Genomic DNA, 23,368 nt, shown 5'->3' on the forward strand with positions numbered 1-23,368 from the left:
AGCTCCGACGAGGCGAGCGCTACCGTCAAGACTCGTCGCTCAAAGGGGTCAAAATTGGACGCCGATCCGGGGTCAAATTTGAACGCCGATTGACAGGTGGATCGAATCTGACGTTCCGGTGCCTGGGCCGCTGATCATGCCGCCTTCCGCATGGGATTGGACGGGGCCGATAAAATCGCTGGCGCCGGGCAAGGGTAGGGCCGCGCCGCCAAAGGACAAGCCGCCCATGGACGCCTGAAGTGCCTTCATGACCGGCTCGACTACCAGCATCTTCACGACCATTTCGTCCAGCGCGCGGAGAACGACAGTGCCCATCTCGGCAAAGCCCTGACCGGCTGTCTTGGTGTGATCCATAATATCGGTCAGGCCGGTAACGAGGCCGCCCTGAATCGAACCGGAAAGGGTTTTCATCATGTTGTTCGTGCGGATGCCGGATGCTTCCACGCTGTTCAGCGCGGTCGCCACGTCCGGGTAGATGCCCTTTAGCTGGGTTGCGATCTGAACGTCTTCCGTCGATAACAGGGCGGTGTTGGCGCTGAACTTGATGCTTTCGCCGATCTTCGCCTTTTCGGATGCCGCTGCCGCGCGCATCATGGCGTCGGCTTCCTTGTCGATTTCGGCGCGCTGCTTCGCAGTGACGGCGGTGTTTTCCAGACCGGCTGCCGTATTGGCTCGCTTGGCCGCTTCCTCAAGCTGGGCGACTGTCTTGGCGCGCTCCCGCGCAGCAACGGATTCGTCAATCGTCGCGGTTTCGGCCTTTAGGGCAGCAATCCTTTTGTCGGTGGAATCGATGGCTACCTCAAACGGGTCGCGGGTGGCGGCTGTTTCGGGCTTTGGCGTCGGGTCTTTCGAGGTGTCGCCCCGCACCGCGGATTGAACCTTGGAAGCTTCGCCCATGCCGCGCGTGATGTTATTGTGGTTCTGCAAAGCCGCGCGAAGTGAATCGGTCGCGGTCACCATGCCGATGTCTTTCGGGTCACTCGAAATGCCCATCGCGTCCTCCGATGCCTTCCGGCTTTCGGGCGTGGTGGTGGTATTGGTGATCGCGGTCCAGATAGAGGCGTTGCCGATGCGATTGGCAAACCAGTCGGGAACTTGATGCAGGGCTTTATAAAGATCGGTCGCATAACCGACAGCCGCCGCTAGATCCTCAGTGATCGTCACCCATGAGGCGTGATAGTTCATCCCAAGGCTGGCGAGGTCTTCCTGAACCGGCTTCCACTTCTCCGAAAGAATAAGCTGTGCCGCTTCCATTCGGTCTTTCAACTCGACAGCGCGGCCGAGGTCTGCTTCCGAAATGATGTCTGTTTTGTTGATTGCGTCGGCACGCTGCAACATCTGATCGAGATAACCAGCGTCGGCTTTGAGGGCCGTGGTGATTTGCGGTCCGAATGCTTTGTCGGCGATGTCGAGACCGGCAAGCCGTTCGCCTTTCTGCATGGCCTGATCGATGAGGCTGACGATGGCGCGGAACTTCTCTTCCGTGTTATTCGCCGATGCGAGCGAGCCGACGCCAGTATTTCCGGCGAGGTTGCCAGCCTTTTGCAATTCATCAATACGGTTTTGGAGATCGCTGCCACCAAGCTTTTCTGCCGTGGCTTGGTTCAACTTGGCGAATGCCGATGTCAGGTCATCAACCGACAGCTTTGCGGTGCCCGCAGATTTGACAATGCGCTGGTAAAAATCGGTTGAGACGGTGGACGCCTTGTCGGCGATGGCGTTGTAATCGGCAATCTTTTGTTTCGCGAGATCGGAGGCATAGCCCATAAGTTTGAAGGCGTCGGATACCGCCGTGATGCCAAGGATGACCGGCCCCAAGAAGCCAAGCAGGCTTCCGAAAGCCAGCGTTGCCGCCCCCGCTGCACCCTGAGAAGCCAGGAAACCGGCGTTCATTCGGATGATCTGTGTGGTGATCGTGCGCGTTGCCGTCCCGACAAGCGCGGATGTGTCGCCCATCTGTTTCTTGAAGTCGTCAAGGCCGGTCGCGCGGACCGGGATATTAAGCGCTGGCGTTGACATGATCCGCTCCCATCAAGAGAGCGCCCAAAACATCGACGGCGATTTTGGCGAGGGGTAAAATCGGCTTGCCCCGAACATGGTCGTTCAGAAGCGTTTCGGCTTCACGGCGAGTCTTTCCCCCACCAATGAGACCAAGCTCAATTACGCGTTCGCAATCGTCCATTGAATAGGCCCCACCTTCGAACCGATTGACGCAGGCCGCTGGCGTTGATCCGTTGGGGCCGGCAATGCCTCGCACCGCTAGGACGTTCCGCACCCAAGGATGACTCAAGTCGAAAATATCGGTGCCGCCCGCCCATGTCACAGTGAGGGCGCACTTGCTTGTTTCAGTAATTGATCTAGAACCTCGTTTAAAGCTTCAGTAATTGCGTCCTGCATGTCATCGTGCATCGCGTGATAGGTCGAATAGAAGAACGGGCGAGCCGGTTGATGCGAATTCCCAAATTCAAAAGACAGACTGTAGTCATAAGGAACGCCGCTCCCGGTCCTCACTTCCTTGGTCGTCAGGGCGCCACCCGCTTGCACAAGAAATTCAAGGTCGGTCGCGCCGGGAACGACAACACAAGAAGCTTCGAGGTCACCGGTTTCTTCGGGCGCGTGTTCCTGAGATTGCAGCGCGCTGCGCTGCGCCTGCGAAAGTAGTTCCGCCTGCTCTTGAATGGCTTCAGAGATTGGTTCGCGGAGCTTGTCCGGCAGGCTGTTCAGATAGTCCTGTAAATCTTGGTTATCATCGGCCATCGGTCACCAACTCAGCATTTCGGCAGTAACGGCCGGGTTTTCATAAAGCGAACGGTGATCGTCGCCAGCGGCGGCACGTGAGACGGCCATCGCGGCCGCAACAGCGCCGTCGATGCTCAGCCATTTCTTGGATTTGTAGAACCGGACGGCATGCTGTTGCTTGTTCCGCTCGACTTCCGCGTTGCTGAAGCAGAAACGCAAAACAGGATGACCACCGTGGCGAAAGCGCCGCGCGATGATCGCTCGCTCAAGTTCACTGATCGCGGGCATCATCAGGCTTGGCACTTGGCGGAAATCGACTACCGGAAGGCCCTTTTCCAAAAGCTTCTGTTGAATCTGACGTGCCAAGTAGGGATCAAAAGCGATTTCTCGCACGTCGAAACGGTCGCATAGGTCCGCGATCGCGGTTTCGATAGCGCCAAAATCGACAACGTTGCCGGGTGTCGCGGTGATCAGCCCATCACGTTCCCATTGAACATACGGCGCGCCGGTTTTGTCCTCACGCTCCCGCAGGTTCATCTTGGGACAGAAAAAGTGCGGCTGCACGTCATATCCGTCCTCGCCGTCGCGCCATGCGGCGAAAACGACCGCAAGGTCGGTATTCGAGGAAAGATCAACGCTGATCCAACATGGGCGGGGCTTCAATGCCTCGAGATCGATCGGCGCGACGCCTTCGTCATAGACAGACATTTCCACAAACGGTGCGGCGGCATGATCCGACCAATGGTTCAGATTGTATTGCTTGAAATCTTCGCGATCGGCCGGCTTCTCTTCAGCTTCGATCGCCGCTTGCCGCATTCCGACGAGATCGGGGAAGCCGTATCGCAGGCCAGGATTAACGAGGTGCCAGATTTTTTCATCGCGCCAGTCGTATTTAGCGGGCGGCTCGAAAATGATCGGCAGATAGGCAGGATTGACGATTTCGCCCGACGCTACGCGCTTGGCGTAGCTGTATTCCTCGAAGCCAAGATTTTCCTGCCCGCGCCCAGCCGTCGTGATTATAATGAGCAGTGTGTTTGGCGTTTTGAGTAGGCCGGTCTTGAGCGCGCGCCAGAGACGGCGGTTTTTCCAAACGTGCAATTCGTCAATCAGGACGAAATAGGGCGTCTTGCCTTGCTGAAAATCGCCCTCAGCGGGGATAGCCTGAAGCGTCGATCCAGATGCGATATGTTCAAGCTGTAATTCAGACTCGACAACATGAGTCGCTCGTTTGAACCGTGCATCGGCGTTTATAAATGCTTTTGCTTCATCAAAGGCGAGCTGCGCCTGATCTTCGGCGGTCGCGGCGAGAATGCAGGCGCCGCCGGGCACCTTCTCATGACCGCACGAATGAAGCAGGCCAAGGCCAGCGCCGAAAGTCGTTTTCCGGGCGCCGCGTGGGATCTGAATATAGACGGTGCGAACCTGCCGGTTGCCGTCATTGTCTGACGGGCCATAGATGCGCTTTATGATGCGTTCCCAGAATGGGGCGAGCTCAAAGGCACGGTTCCGCGCGACGGACTTGGGGTGGCGCAATGCCTTAAAGAACTTCAGCGCCCGTTCCCCACGCCCTTGCGGGTCGGGAATAGGCGATTTGTCAAATACCCAAGTCGGATGAATGTTCATCATTGCCCCCATCGTCGCGAATGGAAGGGCGGGAACGGGATACGGGCGTAAGGCCAAGCTCGGCGGCAAGCAGGCGCGCGCGGGTCATGGCATCCGATTGAATTCTGACGGCGGGGTGGGCGCGGGGGCCGCGATCAGTTTCGACAACATGACCCGCTTTGGCGACAAGCCGTTCCATGTCGCGGACTTGCCCGATGGCAATGCAGTAATTTTCGAGGCTGCCGAGATCGGCCGCCGTAAGGATTTGGCGCTTGGTTAGGTCCGGCATAACTCGGCGCCATTCGGCCTTGGCATGTTTGGACAGCCAAGCGGGCGCGGTGATCACCGTCTCAAGGGTATTGAGATCACTCGCAAGCTCAGGTTTCCGGCCCCTCATGCCGCAACCCTCTCGACAAAAGGGGGCGGGTTGGGCAGGTTCCGACTTATCAAACAGGGAATCGAAATATGGCTGAACTGGTCGCCAATTGTCCACGTTGTGGCACAGCCGATATTACTTTTGATGTTCTGGCGACTTTTGTCGTCCGAGTTCAATACAAATGGCTGCATACATTTGAGACTTTTGGAATCTGCCGAAGATGTCACCGATCGACGGTCTTTGTGATTTCTCAAAAGGAGATCAAGTGGAAAGAAAGGTCGGAAGCTCAGCGACCCGAGGAATATAAAGGTGCGCTCAACGACTTTTTCAAAGTTGATGGCTTTGTCAACCTCGCGGACAGGGCCAAAATTAATCCGCCCGAACATACTCCATCGAATATTGCTGCGGTTTTTGCCGAGGGAGCTTCCAGTATTGCTGTGCAGAATTGGAATGCCGCTGGAGCGATGTTCAGATTGGCTATAAATCTGGCGACGCAACCCATTTTGCCGAAAGAGCAAGTCGCCGGACTTACACGTCGGAAGCGTCGCGATCTTGGTCCTCGGGTCGAGTGGTTGATGCAAAATAATCTGATTACGAAAGACCTTTACGATTTGTCCGAATGCATTCGGGAGGACGGCAATGACGGCGCGCATGATGGAACGTTGAAAAGGGAAGACGCTGCCGATTTGGTCGACTTTACGGTTGCTCTTTTCGAGCGGATGTTTACGGAACCCGAGCGCCTGCGGCTTGCGAAGGAGCGACGCGACAAAAGGCGCGAGCCGGAAGATAAAAACGGGCAGTAATCTCATGGCCCAACCCGCTCGCAAGTGATGTCCAAGCCGACATGGCGACCAACTTCTTTAATCGCCATGATCTTGAACTGCTGGCCTTTATAGGCGATACGGTTTTCCAGCGTCACGCCATCGATCCAGCGCATCCGGAATGTGATGACATTGTCGGTGGTGTCGCCGCGCTGGCCTTCGCGATCGGTGATGGCATTTTCCAATTTCTGAGCGCGCATCGTGGCGACCAAGGCCCATGCCGTCGTCGGCGCGCCATACATATCTAGCGCCGTGGTCGGTCGCTGGATTTGGATGACGCGATCAAGGTTCCCGCTTCGCATCACTTGGCCTTCATGATGCCCGCGACGGTGACAACGCCGTGCGAGTAAGAACCGTGCGGGTCGCGCAAGAACTGAGTTTGTGTGACCCGGAGGTCATGACAGACGAAGTTGTCCAGGGTCATCACGCCGTCGATCTGGGCATCGACCCGCAGCGCATCGACTAGAACGCTAGCGATGGCCTTAGAACCAGCAAGCCCAGCTTCCTGCGCCCAGACGTGCAAGTTGGTGTGAACGGTCGTATCAAACCGTCTGTAAACGGTCTGTCCCTCGCCAATGTTTACGCCCGGCATACGTTCAGGACGGCCGTTGCTGTCCAGAATGTTGTCGCTGGGGATCAGTGCCAACAGGTCAGGCCGCGCCAATAGGCGGGCGCGGATAGCCTTTTGGAGGTCTAATGAGGGTTCAAAACCGGCCATATCAGAACGCAAACGCCCGGTAGTTGGTCAAAAGATCGAGGAAACCGAACGGCAAACACTGCGCCGTGACGCCTACGAGGGTAGCTTCACGGTTTTCATACAGTTGAGCCGATAGCTGTAAGATCGCCTCGTTTATGGGTGCCGGAGTGCCATCCGCGTCAATATCTGACGCAGTATAGGCGGCAACCCAAGCCTTCGCAGCCGCGAGCTTGTCCGCGATCAGCGCGTCGTCATCGTCAATCGTGACGTTCAGATGCGCCTTCAAGGTTTCGAGGGTGACGGCTGACATATCGAAAAAATCCTATTTAGACGCTGTCTTGCGTGACTGGAGTGGACCGGTCGTTTTCGTTTTTCAAAAGATCGGCGACTACCCCCGGGTCTAGTGTTCGGCTCATGAGGACGTGAAGGTCGCGGTTGAACTGACGCAGGATGCTATTGAAGTGCCGCTGTAGGGCTAGCTGTTGATCCGTCAGTTGCTGAAATGGGCGCGTCACGGTTGCGACGGGTGTAGCGGGCTTGGCCTTCTTGGGCCTACCTAACCTGTGCACAGCAGGCGTTGTCAGTGCACGAGCGGTTGTCCATCCTAGCGAAAAGATTCGCGTATAGATCGTGGCAGGCGCAATGCCCACTCTTTTGGCCCAACCCGCAATGTTGTCGGTGACGCCCTTGTGAGTAAGCAGGTGATGAGTAGACATTAGTTGTTCCTATTGTTGGTGCGACGTTCGATTGATTGCTTGCGGCTTGAATGGCAAGGCGATGACGCCATGGGTTGCCAGTTCGATCTGGACCAAAAGAGCTTCATGTCGCCGCGATGGGGAACGATGTGATCCACCATGTCAGCCGCGCGACCACAGCCACACGCGCATAGACGGTGCTGAGGCTGGTCAAGGAATTCCTTGCTCTCACGCTTCCATTTGCTGTCATAACCGCGCGCGTGTGCCGTTGGTCGGCGCTTGTCCGCTTCAGCGTTGCTGCGCTGTTGACAGATGCAAATAGCGCCGCTGGCAATGAGGTTGCCACAGGAACAGATGCGAGGCGGTTTCATGGGCATGTGGCTAAACCGTAAGATTTGTGAGATCGCCGATCGCGTTCAGTTCGCGCCGGGTGTTTTCATCGGGTCTTGTGATTGTTTCTTCGTCATCCTTGCGGCTGCCAAACACGGCGCTCAGCAATTCGACGCGGCCTTTGTATGCCTCTTCAATTTCGGCCGGGGTTGCGTCCCAAGTTTGATCAGGCGTCCAACCAAGTCCGCCAGCGGCCATCCTGAACAGCCGGGCGTGATACTCGGCGAACGGCATGGGTATGCTTTCGGCCTTGGCGTTGCCGTCCGTGTCCCGTTCCACCTTCATGAGCGTCAGCACAAATGCAGCAAGTGGTTCGCTGATGCGTTCGATCGCAAGTCGCAGCGGCAGTGCGTCAATGCAGTCCAGGAAATCGGCGAACGATGATCGCGGATCAGCGCCTTCCCGAATTACATCGGCCATAATAGAAAAGTTGCCGTTAGCAATGCCAAGAAGGACCTTGTCAAAACCACCGTGGCGACGTTCCAAGCGAAAAGCGGCTCGCAGCGAGGGACGAAGGTAAATCGTCTCATGATCGAGGTTGATCCTGATTTCATCATCTGCGAGCCGCATTGTTTTAGGCCATTGGCCGAACGTTGGCATGGCTGAGAACAGCCATTGCCGAGATCGGGGCGCTGCCGGTGTTGCCGGTCGGTGTGATCGTCAATCGGGTATAGAGCTTGTTCCCGATGTAACCGAGCTTCCGGGTTGCAGTGTCGTCCGCGAACGTAAAGCCCGCGAGCAATTCGGTGCCGAGCATGTCCGAATCGGCGACCGGGTTTGATCCGCTCAAATCCGCGGCGTCCGACTCTTCCAATAGGGCAACGAAAGTTGCGTCAACGTCCGCAAGAACGCCGGTCTGGATTGCGTAGGTCAGGGCTTGGAAGCCAGCGTTGCTGACGATAGCGCCGACAAGGGGCGTGTTGTCGGTGATCGTAACCGGCGCGATTGCCGGGACGAATTTCAGGTTATGGTAGGTATCGCGCATGGTGGTGTGTCCTTAGTTGAGAGTTGGTGGTGTTCAGGCGCGGGACGCGCCTGAACGTATTATGATTAGCTCGCGGCCATCTTGAGCTTGCGGAGCGCCTGAGGCTGCACCACGTCACCGCCGACGCGGCGGCGCGCGTGAAAGCGAACCAGCGAGTTGAGCGCCTGCGTGAAGGGATCACGAATGAACGTCAGACTGACGCGATCGTAAATCCGATAGCCGATATTGAAATTGCCGAAGACGATCGGCATGTTCCCGGCTGTGGCGTCCGGCATGTCGATAGCCTCAATGACCGGACGGCCAAGAAGCGTATCGGGCTGACCGACGATCAGGCTGGGCTGCCAGAGATACTGGCCAACGGTATCCTTCAGCTTGCGGACGGTGGCGATAGTCGTGCCGTTCATCATCCATGCGCCGCTGTTCCGATAGGCCGGGGGCAGCGAATACATAAGATCGATCAGGGCGTCGGAGCTCAGAACGGTTGTGCTGCCGTTCGGAAAGTAGGTCACGCCCGGGTGAACCATGATGCCACGCGGCTGTTTGTTGCCGGTGCCATTGACGAACGCGGTGCCTTCTTTCTTGCCGAAGTCTTCCCCAAGCGCTTCGGATAAGATGGCTTCGACGTTCTGGACCGTGTCTTCGAGCAACTGCACCGAAATGTCAGTGTAGGTTTTCATGCCGAAGATCGGAATTTCCAACTGGCCGAAAGCGGGGTCGGACTCTTGGGATGCTTCAGTCTCGCCTTCCCAAAGCGCATTGGTGATGCCGGTGCGGGATGGCAGGATGATTGACGGCGAGCCGGTCTGACCAACGTAGGCCGCCGCCCGGACGGGCGAAAACAGCGTGAGCTGCTTGATGAGTTCCGTGGAAAGCTGCGGGGGTGCGAGATAGCCGGCGCCGGTATCGTTAGCGACGACGAGGCTTTTGATTTCCAGAGGATCCATGGCCTCGCGACCATTGCGCACGAATGACGCAAAAGCCTTGCTCTCGGCGCCGCCGTTGTCGTTATCGGCCTTCACTTCGACGGTGCCAGGGCGATTGAGCTTGGCTTCCATCGCGTCAAGGCGCGTCTTCAGCTTGGCGTCGTCGGCGGATTTGGCTTCGATCGTCTTCAGGCGATCGTCGAACTTCTTTTCCAAGCCCGCGATGGCTTCGGTCACGGCAACGGCCGGATCGATGTCGTCTGCGTCTTTGAATTCAAGAGCGAGTGCAGCGTTGTTCATTGGTATTCCTTAGTCCATAGCGCTGCCGTGGCGCGGTTGATGGCCTCGGCGATGGCAAGGGCCGTGTTTTCGGATTTGGTGCTGGTAACGCGCGCGCGGGGATGCGACGGGTTGCGAACCAGAGACACTTCAAAGAGATCGAGCGCGGAAATCACACGCCCGCGACCCTGACGAACGAACGTCTTGGGTTTGAAACCAATCGACAATCCACTGACTAGGCCACCTTTGATCAGGCCATGCAGCGCGCGGGCGCGGGGCTGATCCATGTGCAACTGGCCTTTGACGACAAAACCGTCAGGCGTCTCGCTGGCTTCGTTCCACGTGCCGACAAGATCGGACGGGTCATGATTGAACAGCATCGGCAGATTTTCGACGGCGAGGTTAAAGCTGCCCTTTTTGATGATATCGCCGACCTTATCGGGCGAGCCGAAGGGCCATGCCGTGCCGGTGATCGTCCCAACGTCGTCAACGGTGACGGTTGATTTGATTTCAAGCTTGTCCATTGACCGCCTCATGATTGGGCTGGCCGAACCAGACATTTTCTAGAATCGCCACGGCGACGGGATAGGTTTCGGAGATCGGCCGATCGGCCACATAGCTTGCGATCAACTTTGCCGCGCGCTCTGGCGCAACGCCGCCGCCGATCAACCCCAGCCGGATGGTTTCGTGAATGTCAGCTTGGGCAAAATGCTTATTGAAAACGCGGGTGCAAAGCGCACCGATGCCGGTGCCGGTCTTATTCTCAAGATCAATGATAAGGCTGGGCGGGAGACGGAAATCATATTCGGCGTCACCAAAGAATGCGCGGTGCGGTGTTGCGGTCATATCACGTGCCCGTAAGCGCCTTCGATGCTGCCCTGTTGGTCGCTGTAGACGGCAATATCTTCCACGTCGGAACTGATCGAGATCGGCACCGAGCCCACCAGCACGTCGCCGTAGATCAACTGAATGGCCGCGCCCTGCGTGCCCGTATTGCCAATGTCGTTAAGCGTCGGCGAGGCATCGGATTGTGTGGGGGTGGCCGCAGGCTTAGTCAGCAGCGTTGAAACGCCTGAAAGGGCAAGGCCCAAGCCAACTGCCGCTATATTTCCGTAAGTGACGCCCAATAAGCCGGGGACGGCGTTGCCAAGCAATCCCAGCGGTGCGGCAAGCGTGCCGCCTGATGCGAAGATCGCGCCACCGATTAGCGCCGCACCAAGAACGATCTTGGTTGTCCCCTTGGCGTTCTGCGATGTCATCGCGCCCTTGGCGACGGGTATGATGTGGAGATCGGCAGAGCCGAGCTTGAGGCTACGGACCAGTTCAAGGTCAAGCTGCATGCCGGTGCGCAACGCGCCCCGCACAAGCTTGTAGCTACCGGTCTCTAGTGCTTTCACGAACTTGCCGGGAAATGCACAGTTGAGCGCGCGTAGGGCTTCGCCAGCGGTCGCAACATCGAAACGATAACTCGCACCGAATTGCTTCTTCAGGGCGCCGTGTAAGTGAACTGTGCGAAGTGTCATACCGTCAACGTCGCGGTTGTCGTGTTCGGGTTTTCGAACTTTTCGCCGCCGACGTATGGGGCCAGGTCGATCTTGTCGCGCGCTTCATTCGGATTGATGATCCGCGAAGCCACGCCTTTGCCGAGCGCTTCCATCTGCGCCAGAAAATCAGCGCGCAAGAATTCGTCAGTCTGAAAGCGCGGGGTATAGAGTTTGCGTTCTTCGGGGGTGAATAGCTTCAGAAGGAACTCGCCCTCGAAACGTGCAATCCACGACATGAGGCAGTAGTTCAGGAATTCGCGGCCAAGCTGTTCGGCGTTCGTGTGGGTGACGCGTTCAAGCTGGAACAACAGCGAGGGCGGAACGCGATAAAGCCGGGCAATTTCGTTGATTGCGAAATTGCGCATTTCCATAAATTGGGCGTCTACGGACGTGAACGTTAATGACTGCCAAGCGGCGTCCGCCGGGACTACCGCTGTTCCGCCTGAATTGTTGCCGCCGTGCGACGCCTGAAAGGAAGCTTTGGCTTTCGTCAGAGCGTCGGGCGTGAGTGTGCCCTTGAGCGAGAGCAGGCCGCTAGGTCGCGCGCCATTGGCGAATAGACGGCCCGCGTGACGCTCCAGCGTGATGGCGAGGCCGATGGCTTCGCGGCCCTCGTTGACCAAGCCGCGACCGTTCAAGGAAGGCGAGGGAATGTGCAAGATATTCTGGCGCGGGATAGGTTGGTCGCCGACGCGATAGAACGGTTCGCTGTCTATGTATTGGACAACTACCGGATTGAGTTCAGGATTGTAGCGAATGAGTTCAAAGGGCTTGCCGTCGACTCGATTGATGAATGCGAAACCGCCGTGCGGATAGAGCAGGGCGTCACGGGTTAGCTGCTCGCGGAACTGTGCCGCAGATGTCCAATCGTTCGCCGCGTCATGCAGAAGTGAATAGGCGGGGTGATCGGTGTCGGGCTGCTTCGCGCCGCTGGCGTCCAGCTTCAGAATTTGAACGGGCAGTTGGCCCATGGCCTCGCTGATCGCCTGAACGGCGCAATGGACCGGAGCGCATTCCATCGCCGTGCGAGGGGTGACGACCACGCCGGAAGCGTTGGGCAGTCCGCCGAACAGTTCGAACAGCCACGGCTCGGGCGAGGCGAGCGCGCCCTTGGTTTCTAGGCCGAATAGCTTTTGAAGTTTGGAGGTGACCGACAACTTGGCTCGCTACACAACGGGTGCCATCGCTTGAAGCGAATGGCGGGGATAATTCCCCGGCTTGTGCGCTGCCCTTGAGGCGTTCAGTTTTGAACGTGGACTCGGTCGGCACCAATAGTATCTACCGCAATTGAGTCGAGATCAAGTCTTATGCTAATGATATCAGTTACTTAGTAGCGTTCCTATATGATAGTCGCGTTACAGGGCACAAAATCGCGAACTGTCACGGCTAAGTGTCACGGAAAACTGTTACGGGTTGCTACGTTTTCGGAGGTCTGATATTCACCTAAGTTATTGAAATCATTTAACTTAGGTTGATGTGGCTGGGGAACTAGGATTCGAACCTAGACAAACAGAGTCAGAGTCTGTTGTGCTACCGTTACACCATTCCCCACCGAAGTGACTGATCTAACAGCACTTTTTGCGTATTTCTTGCAAGGGGACATATCGCGCTTGCAAAACCCGCCTTCGGAGCGTGCGATATAGCTGTATGCGGGTTCATGGTCTAGTCCCCTTGGCCGACGATCTGGAGCCGCTTCTGAGCGTCAGCGCCTGGTCGCGGATGTGCATGTCGTGGGCGACGTTCTGACGGTCAGAGCACCCATGCCAGCGAAGCGCTCTTCGCGACGTTGCTCTCGTGTTACGGCTTCCGCCTTCGAACGAGCGCAGGCGGTGGAAGTGACCCGACATGATTGAACAGGAATACGACACGATCATCATCGGCGGCGGGTCCGCCGGAGCGACGCTGGCCGCACGCCTCAGCGAAGACCCAGGCCATCGCGTGCTGCTACTTGAGGCCGGGCAAGATCTGCGCACCGCGACCACGCCGGAACACATCCGCATCCCGAACCCGATGCGTGCGATCGGCGATGACGACTTCCGCTGGCCGAAGCTCCTGGCGCGCTGCACCGAGCGGCAGCAGCCGCTGCTGCTCTGGCGCGGTCGCGCCATGGGCGGCAGCTCCACCATCAACGGCCAGATCGCGATCCGCGCCGTGCCCGACGATCTCGACCGCTGGGCCGCCGCGGGCTGCACGGGCTGGTCGTGGGACGAGATGCTGCCTTATTTCTGCAAGCTGGAGACCGACAAGAATTTTCCCGACGCGCTTTATCACGGCGATCGCGGTCCGATCCCGGTGTATCGCGCTCCGATCCCGGATTGGGGCAATGTCGACCGGGCGTTGCGCTCGTCCGCGCTCGCGCTGGGCTATGGCTGGTGCGAGGATCACAACGCGCCGACCGGCACCGGCGTCTCGCCTTACGCCATCAACAGCGAGGCCGGACTGCGGATCTCCACCAATGACGGCTATCTGGAGCCGGCGCGCGGCCGCGCCAACCTCACCATCGTCGGCCATGCCCTGGTCGACACCATCACCTTCGAAGGCAACCGGCTTCACGCCAGCGGTGTCCGGGTCCACGTCAACGGCCAATCCTACACGCCCCGCGCGACGCATGATGTCATTCTCTGCGCCGGCGCCATCCATTCGCCGGCCATCCTGCAACGCTCCGGCGTCGGGCCCGTTGCCTTGCTGGAGAAGCTCGGCATCCCGATCCGCGCGGACTTGCCGGTCGGCGAAAACCTGCTCGACCATCCGATCGTGAACGCCATGCTGCATTTGCGCGAAGCCAGCCAGGTCAGTACGCCGATGCACCGGCACACCAATTGCTGCCTGCGCTACTCGTCCGACCTCGCAGGCGCCGGCGACAACGACATGATCATGATATCAGGCAATCTCGCCCGCTCGCGGCAATCGATGGCGGATGAAACGCTGGGACGCATCGCCGTCTCGGTCTATCAGGCCTTCAGTCAGGGCCACGTCCGCATCACCACGACCGACCCCGCGGTCGATCCGGCGGTCGAGGAGCGCATGCTGTCCGACCCCAGTGATCTCGCGCGCCTGCGCGACGGCGTCCGTCGGCTGCGCGAGATCTGCCTGCAGCCTGGCGTGACCGATATCGCTCACCGCGTCGAATATGGCGCCAGTGGACGCTCCATGGACGAGCCGTTCAGCGACGCGGAGCTGGACGACTGGCTTTTCGCCGAGTGCAGCGACGCGCAGCACGCCAGCGGCACCTGCCGCATGGGCGCGCCGGACGACGCGCGCTCGGTCGTCGATCGCGAATGCCGGGTGATCGGATGCACGGGATTGCGCGTGATCGACGCCTCGATCATGCCGGAGGTCCCGCGCGCCAATACCCATTTGACCACGGTCGCCATCGCCGAGCGAATGGCGGATCAGTTGAAGAGCGCGAGGTAACAGGCAATGGCAGGCAATCTGCTTCCCCTTTCATTGGCCGGTCCGGCGCTGACGGTCGCGTCCGTCGAGGACTGTCGCGCCTTGGGCCGAAGCGTTGCTGAGCATTGGCTTACCCGTACGGCTTTGCCTTTGATCGATACGGCCTTGACGATGGACCATGCCGAATGCGCAAGATCTGAATTCCTGGGTTGCTTGCAGCCGCTGCTCGGAGCGCCACTTGGGTACAAGGTTGCTGCGGTCACACCGCCGGCCCAACGCGATCTCGGTGTTCGTGAGCCGCTTGGTGCGGCTTATCTTGCAGGCATGTTCCGCATGCTCGATGGTCACGACGCAATAGTGTCGGCGGCTTATGGTGTGAGGCCGATCGTCGAAGCCAAGCTCGTCGTCACGGTGCGGGATGAGGGGATCAACGAGGCGCTCACCCCGGCCGAAGTGGCGCAACACATCGCCTATGTCCTGCCGTCAATTGAACTCGGCGACAGCCTGGTGCAGCCGTCGCAGAAACTGACCGGGGCGATCTTGACGCTCTACAATGTCGGCGCCCGCGCGATGCTGAACGGGCCGCCGATTGCGTTTGATGCCGCGTCGCATGCCGATGTGCTTCGAGATCTCGTCGTCACGACACGCGACGGCACCGGAAAAATCCTCGAAGTCGAACGCGGCACGTCGATCATGGGTGATCCGCTTCGGGCGATATTGTGGATTGTCCGCGACCAGAACGCCCGCGGTGTGCGCCTAAGGGCAGGTGACCGGCTGGGGCTGGGTGCGCTCTCACGCGTTCGGCCGGCGCCCGGGCTGATATTCGATACGACCTGGGAGGGGCTTCAAAGGGAGCCCGTGAAACTGACGGTCAGGTTCGAATGAAGCGGGTAGCGAACCGGCTGCAAACACCAAACAGCTATCGCCATTCTGAGGATAAGATAATTAACTAGTAGAATCAATATCTTGTGTGGTCGAACGGGGGCAGCGCGAATGAGCGTCTATTTCGAAGAGCTGGATTTTCGTCCGACGCCGATCGGGGTGCTCAGCCTGCGGCGGCGACGGCGGCCATCTTCCGGCGTCGACATCTATGAGATCAAGCTCGGCGACGAATTCCTGATGTCGAGCCTGTTTACCGCAGCCGAGATCGAGCTGGCGCGGCTCGGACTGGCGGCACTGGCGCGCACGGATCTGGACGTCGTCGTCGGTGGTCTCGGGCTCGGTTACACCGCGCAGGCGGTCCTGGAGCATTCATCGGTGCGATCCTTGATGGTGGTCGATGCACTCGCGGAGGTCATCGAGTGGCACGAGCAGGGGTTGCTGCCGCTTGGCCGAGAACTCACCGGCGATCCGCGCTGCCGTCTCGTCCATGGCGACTTCTTCGCGCTGTCACACGCCGAGGATGGATTTGATTCCGGGGCGCCGCGGCGGTGCTTCGACGCGATCCTGGTGGACATCGATCATTCACCGCGAAACCTGCTACATCCGCGTCACGCCGCGCTGTACGAGCCGGCCGGGCTGGCGCGGCTCGCCGCGCACCTCAATCCTCGCGGCGTCTTTGCACTTTGGTCTAATGACCCGCCGGATGCCGCGTTCAATTCCGTACTCGCCGCAGCCTTCGCGACATCGTCGGCGCAGGTCGTGACCTTCGACAATGCGCAAGGCGATGGCGATGCCAGCAACACCATTTATATCGGGGTCAAGGCGGCCTGAGGCAGCACCTGATCATGCGCCGGTGCCCGCGGCCGCTTGCCCCGCGATGATTTGCCCGGGGCATCCCGGGCGCTGCAACTTGCTCCCGCCAAATCGGCATGCGATGGTTATCTCTCGATAAATAACAAGACGGCCGAACCGCAACGCAATCGCGTGTCTCGGCTCAGGCTCGGCTCAAAGCCAATTTGGATGGAAATGTTTTCGGAGACGATCAACATGAGATTGAAGCATGTCCTCGCGCTGGTCGGTGCGGCCGCGATTTCCGTAGCACTGGCCGTCCCTGCCGCGGCGCAGGACAAGACGGTCAAGATCGGCGCTGTGTTTCCGCTGAGCGGCGGCGCTGCCAGCGCCGGCGTTCACGCCAAGTTCGCGATCGAGACCGCGATCGACATCATCAACAACGCCCATCCCGAGCTCGGCAATTTGCCGCTGGCAAAGAATGCGGGTCTTGCGGGTCTCGGCGGCGCCAAGGTCGAGGTGGTGTTCGCCGACAACCAGGGCAGCCCCGCCACCGGACAGAACCAGGCGCTGCGCCTGATCACCGAAGACAAGGTGGTCGCGCTCACCGGCGCCTACCAGTCCGGCATCACGCTGACGGCGAGCGCGATCGCCGAGAAGTACGGCATTCCCTTCGTCAACGGTGAGTCGGTCGCGGCCAATCTCACCGAGCGCGGCTTCAAATGGTTCTTCCGCGTGACGCCGGTGGCGGCCGACTTCGCCAGGATCTACAGCGATTTTCTCAAGGACATGAAAGCCGCCGGCGCCAAGACCGACAATGTCGCGCTGGTCCACGACAACACCGAATACGGCACCTCGGTTGCCAGCGTCATCACCAGCGTGTTCAAGGACAACGGCGCCAGCATCTCCCAGGATATCGCCTACGCGGTCAACGCCACCGACGTCCAGAGCCAGGTGCTTCAGCTCAAGGAGAAGAAGCCCGACGTCGTGATCATGATCGCCTACGCCTCCGACGCGATCCTGTACCAGAAGACCATGCAGGCGCTCGACTACAAGCCGCCGATGATGATCGCCGACGATTCCGGCTATTCCGATCCGTCCTTCATCAAGGCGGTCGGCAAGATTTCGCAGGGCGTCTTCAACCGGTCGTCGTGGAGCGTCGGCGCTCCTGGCTCGCCGAGCGCCATCATCGCCGAGATGTACAAAAAGCGCAGCGGCGACGAGTTGGACGATACCGCCGCGCGGCAGATGCAAGGCTTCTTCGTGCTCTGCGACGCGATCGATCGCGCCGGTTCGACTGATCCTGCCAAGATCCAGGCGGCGCTGAAGGCGACCGACCTCAAGCCGGATCAACTGATCATGGGCTACAAGGGCATCAAGTTCGACGACAAGGGACAGAACATCCTGGCCTCGGGCCTGATGATCCAGTTGCAGGACGGCGAGAACTATGTCGCGGTCTGGCCCAAGACCAACGCCGAGAAAGCCCCGGAGATGCCCTACAAGGGCTGGTGACCAAACAGAGGCGGGGGGACATCATCCCCGCTTTTCCGCTTGCCGCGACCCCCGTTGGCGTGGACGATCGGCTGAATTCGACGCTCAAGGATGACCCCGGCGGCAACCGCCAATCGAAGAGACGCGCTGCTTCATGTCCTCCATTCTGGTCCAGGTTATCGTCGGCGGACTTCTGCTGGGCGCGGTCTATGCGTTGTTCTCCTCCGGCCTTACGCTGATCTGGGGCATGATGAACATCGTCAATTTCGCCCATGGCGATTTCGTCATGCTCGGCATGTATGTGGCCTATGTGGTCTGGGCGCTGTTCGGCGCCGGTCCCGCGATCGGCGTGCCGGTCGCAGCATTGCTGCTGGCGACGCTCGGCATCATCGTTTACTTCGCGCTGATCCGCAGCATCATGAAGGGCCCGATGCTGGCGCAGATCCTCGGCACTTTCGGGTTGGCGCTGTTGCTGCGCTATTCGGCGTTCTGGTGGTTTGGCGCCAATTATCTGTCGCTGCCGGAGAATATCGTCGGGGGCACCTTCGATGTATTCGGGATCAGGATCCAGGCCTCGCGATTGTTGGCCGGCGTGGTCGCGCTCGTGGTGACCGGCGGACTGCATATCCTGCTGACCCGCACCACACTGGGCTCGAAGATGCTGGCGGTCGCCGAAGATTCTTCCGCCGCGCAATTGATGGGGATCCGTCCCGACAGCATGCAGGCGATCGCGTGGGCGATCGCGGCCGGCGTCACCGGCATTGCCGGCGCGTTGATCGCGACCTTCTTTTACGTGGTGCCGACGGTCGGCGAGACGCTCGGGATCGTCGCTTTCGTCACGGTGTCGCTGGGTGGCTTCGGCAGCGTGCCGGGCGCGCTGGTCGCGGGCCTGCTGATCGGCGTGATCGAGTCGCTGTCGGCGTACTGGATCGGCGCCGTCTACAAGGACATCGTGGTCTATTCGCTGTTTCTCTGCTTCCTCTGGTTCAGGCCGCAAGGCTTAATGGGAAAATCCTGATGGGAAAATCCTGATGGATAAGTCCTTGATGCGGCGTCTGCTGTGGCCGTCGGTGGCGCTTGCGCTGGTGATCGCCTATCCGCTGTTGTTCTCGACGCCGTTCCAGCAACGGCTCGGCGCGCTGGTGCTGCTGTACGCGATCGTCGCGTCCGCCTGGAATATCGTCGGCGGTTACGCCGGCCAGGTGTCGGTCGGGCACGTGGTTTTCTTTGGCTGCGGCGCCTATGCGGCGATGGGGGCGTATGCGCATTTTGCGTGGTCGCCGCTGGTCGGCATTCCCGTCGGTATCGTCGTCAGTGTGGCGATTGCCGCCGTGATCGGCGTGCCGACCTTGCGGTTGTCGGGCCATTATTTCAGCATGGCGACGATCGCGGTCGCCGAACTCGTCAGATTGATCGTCAGCAACACCGATTATCTCGGTGCCGGTGTCGGACTCTCTGGCCCGACCGTGCCGCGCAATGTGTTCGATCTGTCGTTCATCTCGGCGCTGCCTTATTATTATTTGTTCCTGACGGTGCTGGTGGTGACGCTCGGCATCACCTGGTGGATGGCCGACAGCCGGATGGGATTTTATCTGCGCGCGATCCGCGACTCCGAGCGGGCGGCGCGGTCGCTGGGGGCGCCGGCCTCCAGGGTCAAGCTGTACGCGTTCATGCTGAGCGCCGGCCTCACCAGCGTTGCCGGTACGCTCTACGCCACGATGTTCGGGTTCGTCGATCCGGACTCCGGGCTCGGCATCCTGATCTCGGTGAAGATGCTGATCATGGCCGCTCTCGGCGGCGCCGGCCTGTTGTTCGGGCCGCTGGTCGGTGCTGCGATCCTGGTGCCGCTGGAGGAAATCTCCAACAATCTGCTCGGCGGCAAGGGCGCCGGTCTTACCTTCGTGATGTATGGCGCGATCATCGTGCTGATCGCGCGCTTTCAACCGGGCGGCATCCTGACGCTGATCAAACGGCTGTCGGACAAACGCGGTGGACGAAGCGAGAAGGCGGACGCGACAGGAGCAACCCATGCTCCTTGAAGCGCGCGGTGTCACAAAAGCCTTCGGCAGTTTCAAGGCGGTCGATAGCGCCTCCGTGACGCTGGAGCAGGGCGATATTCTCGGCCTGATCGGGCCGAACGGCGCCGGCAAATCCACCTTCTTCAACTGCCTGACCGGCGATTTGCAGGTCACCTCCGGCAAGGTGCAGTTCGAGGGCCACGACATCACCGACATGACGCCGGAGGGGCGGGCGCAGCTTGGGCTGGCCCGCACGTTCCAGGTGCCGCAGACCTTTGAGGGCATGTCGGTGCTGGAAAACGTGATGATCGGCGCGTTCCTTCGCACCTCGCATCGCACCGAGGCCGAGACGAAGGCCCGCGCGGTACTGGAACGCACCGGCCTCAGCCGGCTGGCGGATGCACCGGCGCGCTCGCTGGGAACACCCGGCCGCAAGCGGCTCGAGATTGCGCGCGCGCTCGCCACCGAGCCCAAGGTTTTGTTGCTCGATGAAGCGATGGCGGGCCTCACCCAGCGCGAGGTGCAGCTTGCGATCGATCTGGTGCGCGACATCCACCGGTCCGGCATCACGCTGGTGATCGTCGAGCACATCATGGAAGTCATCATGTCGCTGGCGACGCGGGTGGTGGTGTTTCATCAGGGCCAGGAGATCGCGCGCGGCAGTCCGCGCGAGGTCACCAGCAATCCGGCGGTGGTCGAGGCCTATCTCGGCAAGCGCGCCGCCAAGGCGGCCGCCGGCCACACGCCGATCGAATTGATGGGCGGGCCCGCAACATGAGCGAGCCCTTGCTCAAGGACCGGCCGTTGCTCAAGATCGAGCATCTGGAGGTTCACTACGGCGATCTGATCGGCGTGTCCGACGTCTCGCTGGAGGTGCCCGAAGGCAGCGTGGTGGCGCTGCTCGGCTCCAATGGCGGCGGCAAGACCACGGTTCTCAACGCCATCGCCGGGCTGATCCCGCTGCATTCCGGCTCGATCCTGTTTGCGGGGCAACAGATCGGCGGCCAGCCGGCATTTTCGATCGTGCGCAAGGGCCTTGCGCTGTCGCCGGAAGGCTGGCGGCTGTTCGTGCAGCAGAGCGTCGAGAACAATCTGCTGCTCGGCGCGACGCCGCTGCGCGACAAAACGCGCACCAAACCCTTGCTCGATCGGGTCTACGAGATCTTTCCAAAACTCGCCGAGCGGCGCAACCAGCGCGCCGGCACCATGTCCGGCGGTGAGCGGCAGATGCTGGCGGTCGGTCGCGCGCTGATGAGCGATCCCAAATTGTTGATGCTGGACGAGCCGTCGCTCGGTCTGGCGCCGGCCGTGGTGGAATCGATGTACGAGACGTTTGCCCGGCTGCACAGGGAAGGGCTGACCATCCTGCTCGCCGAGCAGTCGATCGAACTGGCACTCGAAGTGTCGGATTTTGCCACCGTGTTGCAGGTCGGCAAAAGCGTATTGTCCGGCACCGCCGCCGATCTCGCCAACGATCCGCAGGTGCAGAAGGTCTATCTCGGCACCGGATGAGTCGCGTATTCGTCAATCGAGATCGATCAGCGCGGTTGAACGTGAATGGGACACGAACCGACGCGACGTTGCTGTTCTGATCGCCGTGACCGGCGGCAAAAAGGCAACATTTTTGTTTTTAGTGTTTCTTCGTATTTCCTGCGCGCAGCATCTGAAGCGCGAGAAGAGAGCTGGCAAATTGAAAACTGCCGCCATTTGCTTTTCGCTTTTCGATTTCCCTGTCTACAGCCACCCAATCCCCAGAGTAGGGGGCAATAAAGTCTGCATCATCGAAATCAAAGATTGAACGCCAAGGCTCCCCTTGGGCGATTTTTAACGTTCCCATATCCAGGGGATCGGCTCGCGTCGGACCACCTCCGATAAATAATTGATCGTCGATCGTTTTGAGAGTCGGGTCGCTTGTAAGCAGCATGAATGCCAATCGGCTTTCACCTTTTCGCGCTTCCGGTCGCGGCCGATACACCTCAACAATCGCGGCGCTTTGATCGCGAGGAATCCCTTTACGGGGATCGCGCGGAGGCTTCCCCTTAGGAAATACCGGCCATGCGTTGACATAAGCCTGCAGCAATCGTCCCGCTGCGTCGTAATCGGCAGATATATTCCAGCGCCACACATAATACTCGCACAGATTCACGTCGTAGATATATTTCTCGACGCCTGCCTGCGTAGGATGCGCTTTAAAAGTTGCGCGCCCTGCGTTTACAAATGTGCGCCGCATCGTGTCGCGATCAGTGCCGAGCGGAAGCTCCATTTGGATGAATTTTTCCATTTCTTCCAAAGTTACCAGAGATTCAAATTTGAAATCATCTAATCTGTCAGAGGATGGCGATCGGGAGCTTTTTTTCTGGAAAAATCGAAATTTCAAAGTAGTCTCCCATGCTCAGTTGATGTTATCTGGCATGTAGTCGTTATTGCAATCTAAGATTGGCCGTTCGGGTAACGGCTGGTCGCTTTTCGGCACGGTGGCGAGATCGCGTCGCGACCGATCTCGCCAACGATCCTCAGGTGCAGAAGGTCTATCTCGGCACCGGGTGAGTTGTTTGAAGCGGGTGAGCAAAGCGCTCACCAACCGCGCGCACCGCGCGAGAGGTGCTTTTGCAGCAACAGCACCGTCATCCTGAGGAGCGGCGTCTTCGCCGCGTCTCGAAGGATGCTGTTCGGCGCAGTGCGTGCGGCCATCCTTCGAGGCGCGCAAGAAAGAGCGCGCACCTCAGGATGACGTAAACACTAGCTGGTCTGCCCGATGAGGCAAATCACTCGATATTGTGTCGAACCCCTTTTGCAGAAATATTCTTTTTTTCATCCGACATAAATCACCTGCGCTCTCTATCTTTTTCGAGGGCGAATAAATTTGTAAAACTGGGGCGCATGCTGTCGCGAGAATGCGAAGTTACGGGCTACGGGCTATCGACGTCATTGCGAGGAGCGCTTGCGACGAAGCAATCCAGCTCTTATTCTTGGATTGCTTCGCTAACGCTCGCAAATGACGGACTTGGATGATTGGTTGTTTGAAAATTGAATCAGGAAATCGATGCGAGCGAGACCTGTGCTTGCGAGCGCTACCGGCGCACACTCGTGGCAACGTCGGCAAGCCGGCGCAGCGCTTACTTGATCTTGTCGTAGGCGGTGGCAAAATCCGTCAACGGCAGTGGAATGTTGATGGTTTCCTTGTTCAGCGTCTGAAACGACACCTTCATCTGCTTTCCCGCCTTCAGCGCGGCAAGCACATCGGGCGCGATCGACGCGCTGGCGTAGCAGCCGCGGTTTTCGCAGGTCCGCAGCTCCATCTCGGCGGCCTTGCCGTCGTCGACCTGGAATCTGGCGCCGCCCGGCAGGCTGAACCCAAGCGGCAGCTGCACCAGGATCTCCGGCGTATGGGTATCGCTGGGCACGCGAATGTTGACCGAGACGACGGTTTGTCCGGTCTTGCTCAACACGGCGGTCTGTTCCATCGCGCATTCAAGCGGCGCCTCGCGGCTTGCGCTGGCGCATCGGACGGCCCAGCCGGGCGGGGGTGCTGCGGCGGCGGCGGGTGCTGCCGGCTCGGCGGCCGGCGACGCCGCGGGCGCCGGTGCGCCTTGGGCGGTGCGCGGCGCGGCCTTGGCTTTGGACGCCGGCGCCTGCTGCGCGTGGCCGAGCCCGATCGACCCGCACGCCATGACGGCCGCGAGCAAGATATTTTTCGCACGAATTTTCACTGATCCGGCTCCGGCACGAATTTGAGGGCGACGA

At 59.5% G+C, this 23,368-nt stretch carries 26 protein-coding genes and 1 tRNA gene; 9 read left to right on the forward strand and 18 right to left on the reverse strand.

The genetic code is table 11. The annotated features are described in order from the left end of the window. Positions 1–72: 72 nt before the first annotated feature. Genes GSQ88_RS00545 through GSQ88_RS00565 form a run of 5 tightly spaced genes read right to left on the reverse strand, consistent with a single transcriptional unit; the run spans position 73 to position 4,738 of the window. Positions 73–2,019: a hypothetical protein gene (locus tag GSQ88_RS00545; protein ID WP_159005280.1), complete on the reverse strand. Its 1,947-nt coding sequence runs from the start codon at positions 2,017–2,019 to the stop codon at positions 73–75. Then, complete coding sequence (locus GSQ88_RS00550; protein WP_159005281.1) at positions 2,000–2,323, reverse strand: gene transfer agent family protein; 324 nt, start codon at positions 2,321–2,323, stop codon at positions 2,000–2,002. Before GSQ88_RS00550 ends, GSQ88_RS00545 begins: the two co-directional genes overlap by 20 nt. Further along, on the reverse strand, positions 2,320–2,757 hold the full coding sequence (locus tag GSQ88_RS00555) for an HK97-gp10 family putative phage morphogenesis protein (RefSeq protein WP_159005282.1): 438 nt from the start codon (positions 2,755–2,757) through the stop codon (positions 2,320–2,322). The genes GSQ88_RS00550 and GSQ88_RS00555 overlap by 4 nt, the downstream gene beginning before the upstream one ends. A gap of 3 nt (positions 2,758–2,760) precedes the next feature. Next, positions 2,761–4,362: a terminase large subunit gene (locus GSQ88_RS00560; RefSeq protein WP_210253722.1), complete on the reverse strand. Its 1,602-nt coding sequence runs from the start codon at positions 4,360–4,362 to the stop codon at positions 2,761–2,763. After that, complete coding sequence (locus GSQ88_RS00565; RefSeq protein WP_159005283.1) at positions 4,334–4,738, reverse strand: phage terminase small subunit P27 family; 405 nt, start codon at positions 4,736–4,738, stop codon at positions 4,334–4,336. Before GSQ88_RS00565 ends, GSQ88_RS00560 begins: the two co-directional genes overlap by 29 nt. Before the next feature lie 68 nt (positions 4,739–4,806). Here GSQ88_RS00565 and GSQ88_RS00570 point away from each other — a divergent pair, with 68 nt between their 5' ends. After that, on the forward strand, positions 4,807–5,520 hold the full coding sequence (locus GSQ88_RS00570) for a DUF4145 domain-containing protein (protein WP_159005284.1): 714 nt from the start codon (positions 4,807–4,809) through the stop codon (positions 5,518–5,520). A 2-nt stretch (positions 5,521–5,522) separates the two neighbouring features. On the opposite strand, the gene GSQ88_RS00575 is transcribed toward GSQ88_RS00570, so the two are convergent. From GSQ88_RS00575 to GSQ88_RS00625, 11 genes are all read right to left on the reverse strand, one after another. Further along, positions 5,523–5,840: a head-tail adaptor protein gene (locus tag GSQ88_RS00575; protein WP_210253723.1), complete on the reverse strand. Its 318-nt coding sequence runs from the start codon at positions 5,838–5,840 to the stop codon at positions 5,523–5,525. After that, positions 5,840–6,256 carry a DUF3168 domain-containing protein gene (locus tag GSQ88_RS00580; protein WP_159005286.1) on the reverse strand — a complete coding sequence of 139 codons (417 nt, stop codon included), beginning with the start codon at positions 6,254–6,256 and terminating at the stop codon, positions 5,840–5,842. The genes GSQ88_RS00575 and GSQ88_RS00580 overlap by 1 nt, the downstream gene beginning before the upstream one ends. Before the next feature lies 1 nt (position 6,257). Continuing rightward, a complete protein-coding gene (locus GSQ88_RS00585) occupies positions 6,258–6,545 on the reverse strand; it encodes a head-tail connector protein (protein ID WP_159005287.1) in 288 nt (95 codons plus the stop codon). A 766-nt stretch (positions 6,546–7,311) separates the two neighbouring features. Then, on the reverse strand, positions 7,312–7,890 hold the full coding sequence (locus GSQ88_RS35120) for a phage tail assembly chaperone (protein WP_210253724.1): 579 nt from the start codon (positions 7,888–7,890) through the stop codon (positions 7,312–7,314). A gap of 4 nt (positions 7,891–7,894) precedes the next feature. After that, positions 7,895–8,305, reverse strand: coding sequence for a hypothetical protein (locus GSQ88_RS00595; protein ID WP_159005288.1), 411 nt, complete (start codon positions 8,303–8,305; stop codon positions 7,895–7,897). 65 nt (positions 8,306–8,370) lie between these two features. Beyond that, positions 8,371–9,528 (reverse strand): phage major capsid protein, encoded by a 1,158-nt coding sequence (locus tag GSQ88_RS00600; protein ID WP_159005289.1) that lies wholly within the window; start codon positions 9,526–9,528, stop codon positions 8,371–8,373. Beyond that, positions 9,525–10,031 carry an HK97 family phage prohead protease gene (locus tag GSQ88_RS00605; protein WP_159005290.1) on the reverse strand — a complete coding sequence of 169 codons (507 nt, stop codon included), beginning with the start codon at positions 10,029–10,031 and terminating at the stop codon, positions 9,525–9,527. Before GSQ88_RS00605 ends, GSQ88_RS00600 begins: the two co-directional genes overlap by 4 nt. Further along, a complete protein-coding gene (locus tag GSQ88_RS00610) occupies positions 10,018–10,353 on the reverse strand; it encodes a gene transfer agent family protein (protein ID WP_159005291.1) in 336 nt (111 codons plus the stop codon). Before GSQ88_RS00610 ends, GSQ88_RS00605 begins: the two co-directional genes overlap by 14 nt. Further along, a complete protein-coding gene (locus tag GSQ88_RS00615; protein WP_159005292.1) occupies positions 10,350–11,030 on the reverse strand; it encodes a tail assembly protein in 681 nt (226 codons plus the stop codon). Before GSQ88_RS00615 ends, GSQ88_RS00610 begins: the two co-directional genes overlap by 4 nt. Then, positions 11,027–12,208, reverse strand: coding sequence for a phage portal protein (locus GSQ88_RS00620; protein WP_159005293.1), 1,182 nt, complete (start codon positions 12,206–12,208; stop codon positions 11,027–11,029). The genes GSQ88_RS00615 and GSQ88_RS00620 overlap by 4 nt, the downstream gene beginning before the upstream one ends. Positions 12,209–12,528: 320 nt before the next feature. Further along, positions 12,529–12,602, reverse strand: a tRNA-Gln gene (locus GSQ88_RS00625). Positions 12,603–12,896: 294 nt separating this feature from the next. Between GSQ88_RS00625 and GSQ88_RS00630 the strand changes: the two genes are divergently transcribed. The 8 genes from GSQ88_RS00630 to GSQ88_RS00665 all read left to right on the forward strand — a co-directional run bounded on the left by GSQ88_RS00630 (position 12,897) and on the right by GSQ88_RS00665 (position 21,136). Beyond that, positions 12,897–14,465, forward strand: coding sequence for a GMC family oxidoreductase (locus GSQ88_RS00630; RefSeq protein WP_159005294.1), 1,569 nt, complete (start codon positions 12,897–12,899; stop codon positions 14,463–14,465). Positions 14,466–14,471: 6 nt separating this feature from the next. After that, on the forward strand, positions 14,472–15,329 hold the full coding sequence (locus tag GSQ88_RS00635; protein WP_159005295.1) for a hypothetical protein: 858 nt from the start codon (positions 14,472–14,474) through the stop codon (positions 15,327–15,329). A 108-nt stretch (positions 15,330–15,437) separates the two neighbouring features. Beyond that, complete coding sequence (locus GSQ88_RS00640; protein ID WP_159005296.1) at positions 15,438–16,157, forward strand: polyamine aminopropyltransferase; 720 nt, start codon at positions 15,438–15,440, stop codon at positions 16,155–16,157. 216 nt (positions 16,158–16,373) lie between these two features. After that, positions 16,374–17,627 (forward strand): ABC transporter substrate-binding protein, encoded by a 1,254-nt coding sequence (locus GSQ88_RS00645; RefSeq protein ID WP_159005297.1) that lies wholly within the window; start codon positions 16,374–16,376, stop codon positions 17,625–17,627. 133 nt (positions 17,628–17,760) lie between these two features. Next, positions 17,761–18,624, forward strand: coding sequence for a branched-chain amino acid ABC transporter permease (locus GSQ88_RS00650; protein WP_159005298.1), 864 nt, complete (start codon positions 17,761–17,763; stop codon positions 18,622–18,624). A 13-nt stretch (positions 18,625–18,637) separates the two neighbouring features. Continuing rightward, positions 18,638–19,645, forward strand: coding sequence for a branched-chain amino acid ABC transporter permease (locus GSQ88_RS00655; protein ID WP_246735011.1), 1,008 nt, complete (start codon positions 18,638–18,640; stop codon positions 19,643–19,645). Beyond that, positions 19,635–20,402, forward strand: coding sequence for an ABC transporter ATP-binding protein (locus GSQ88_RS00660; RefSeq protein ID WP_159005299.1), 768 nt, complete (start codon positions 19,635–19,637; stop codon positions 20,400–20,402). The genes GSQ88_RS00655 and GSQ88_RS00660 overlap by 11 nt, the downstream gene beginning before the upstream one ends. Further along, a complete protein-coding gene (locus tag GSQ88_RS00665; RefSeq protein WP_159005300.1) occupies positions 20,399–21,136 on the forward strand; it encodes an ABC transporter ATP-binding protein in 738 nt (245 codons plus the stop codon). Before GSQ88_RS00660 ends, GSQ88_RS00665 begins: the two co-directional genes overlap by 4 nt. A gap of 118 nt (positions 21,137–21,254) precedes the next feature. Here GSQ88_RS00665 and GSQ88_RS00670 read toward each other — a convergent pair whose 3' ends face one another. Both GSQ88_RS00670 and GSQ88_RS00675 read right to left on the reverse strand, forming a co-directional pair. Then, a complete protein-coding gene (locus tag GSQ88_RS00670; protein WP_159005301.1) occupies positions 21,255–22,001 on the reverse strand; it encodes a hypothetical protein in 747 nt (248 codons plus the stop codon). A gap of 739 nt (positions 22,002–22,740) precedes the next feature. Beyond that, on the reverse strand, positions 22,741–23,334 hold the full coding sequence (locus GSQ88_RS00675; RefSeq protein WP_502706674.1) for an invasion associated locus B family protein: 594 nt from the start codon (positions 23,332–23,334) through the stop codon (positions 22,741–22,743). Positions 23,335–23,368 lie beyond the last annotated feature (34 nt).

The sequence above is a fragment of the Bradyrhizobium sp. S69 genome, assembly GCF_009766005.1.
Lineage (GTDB): Bacteria > Pseudomonadota > Alphaproteobacteria > Rhizobiales > Xanthobacteraceae > Bradyrhizobium.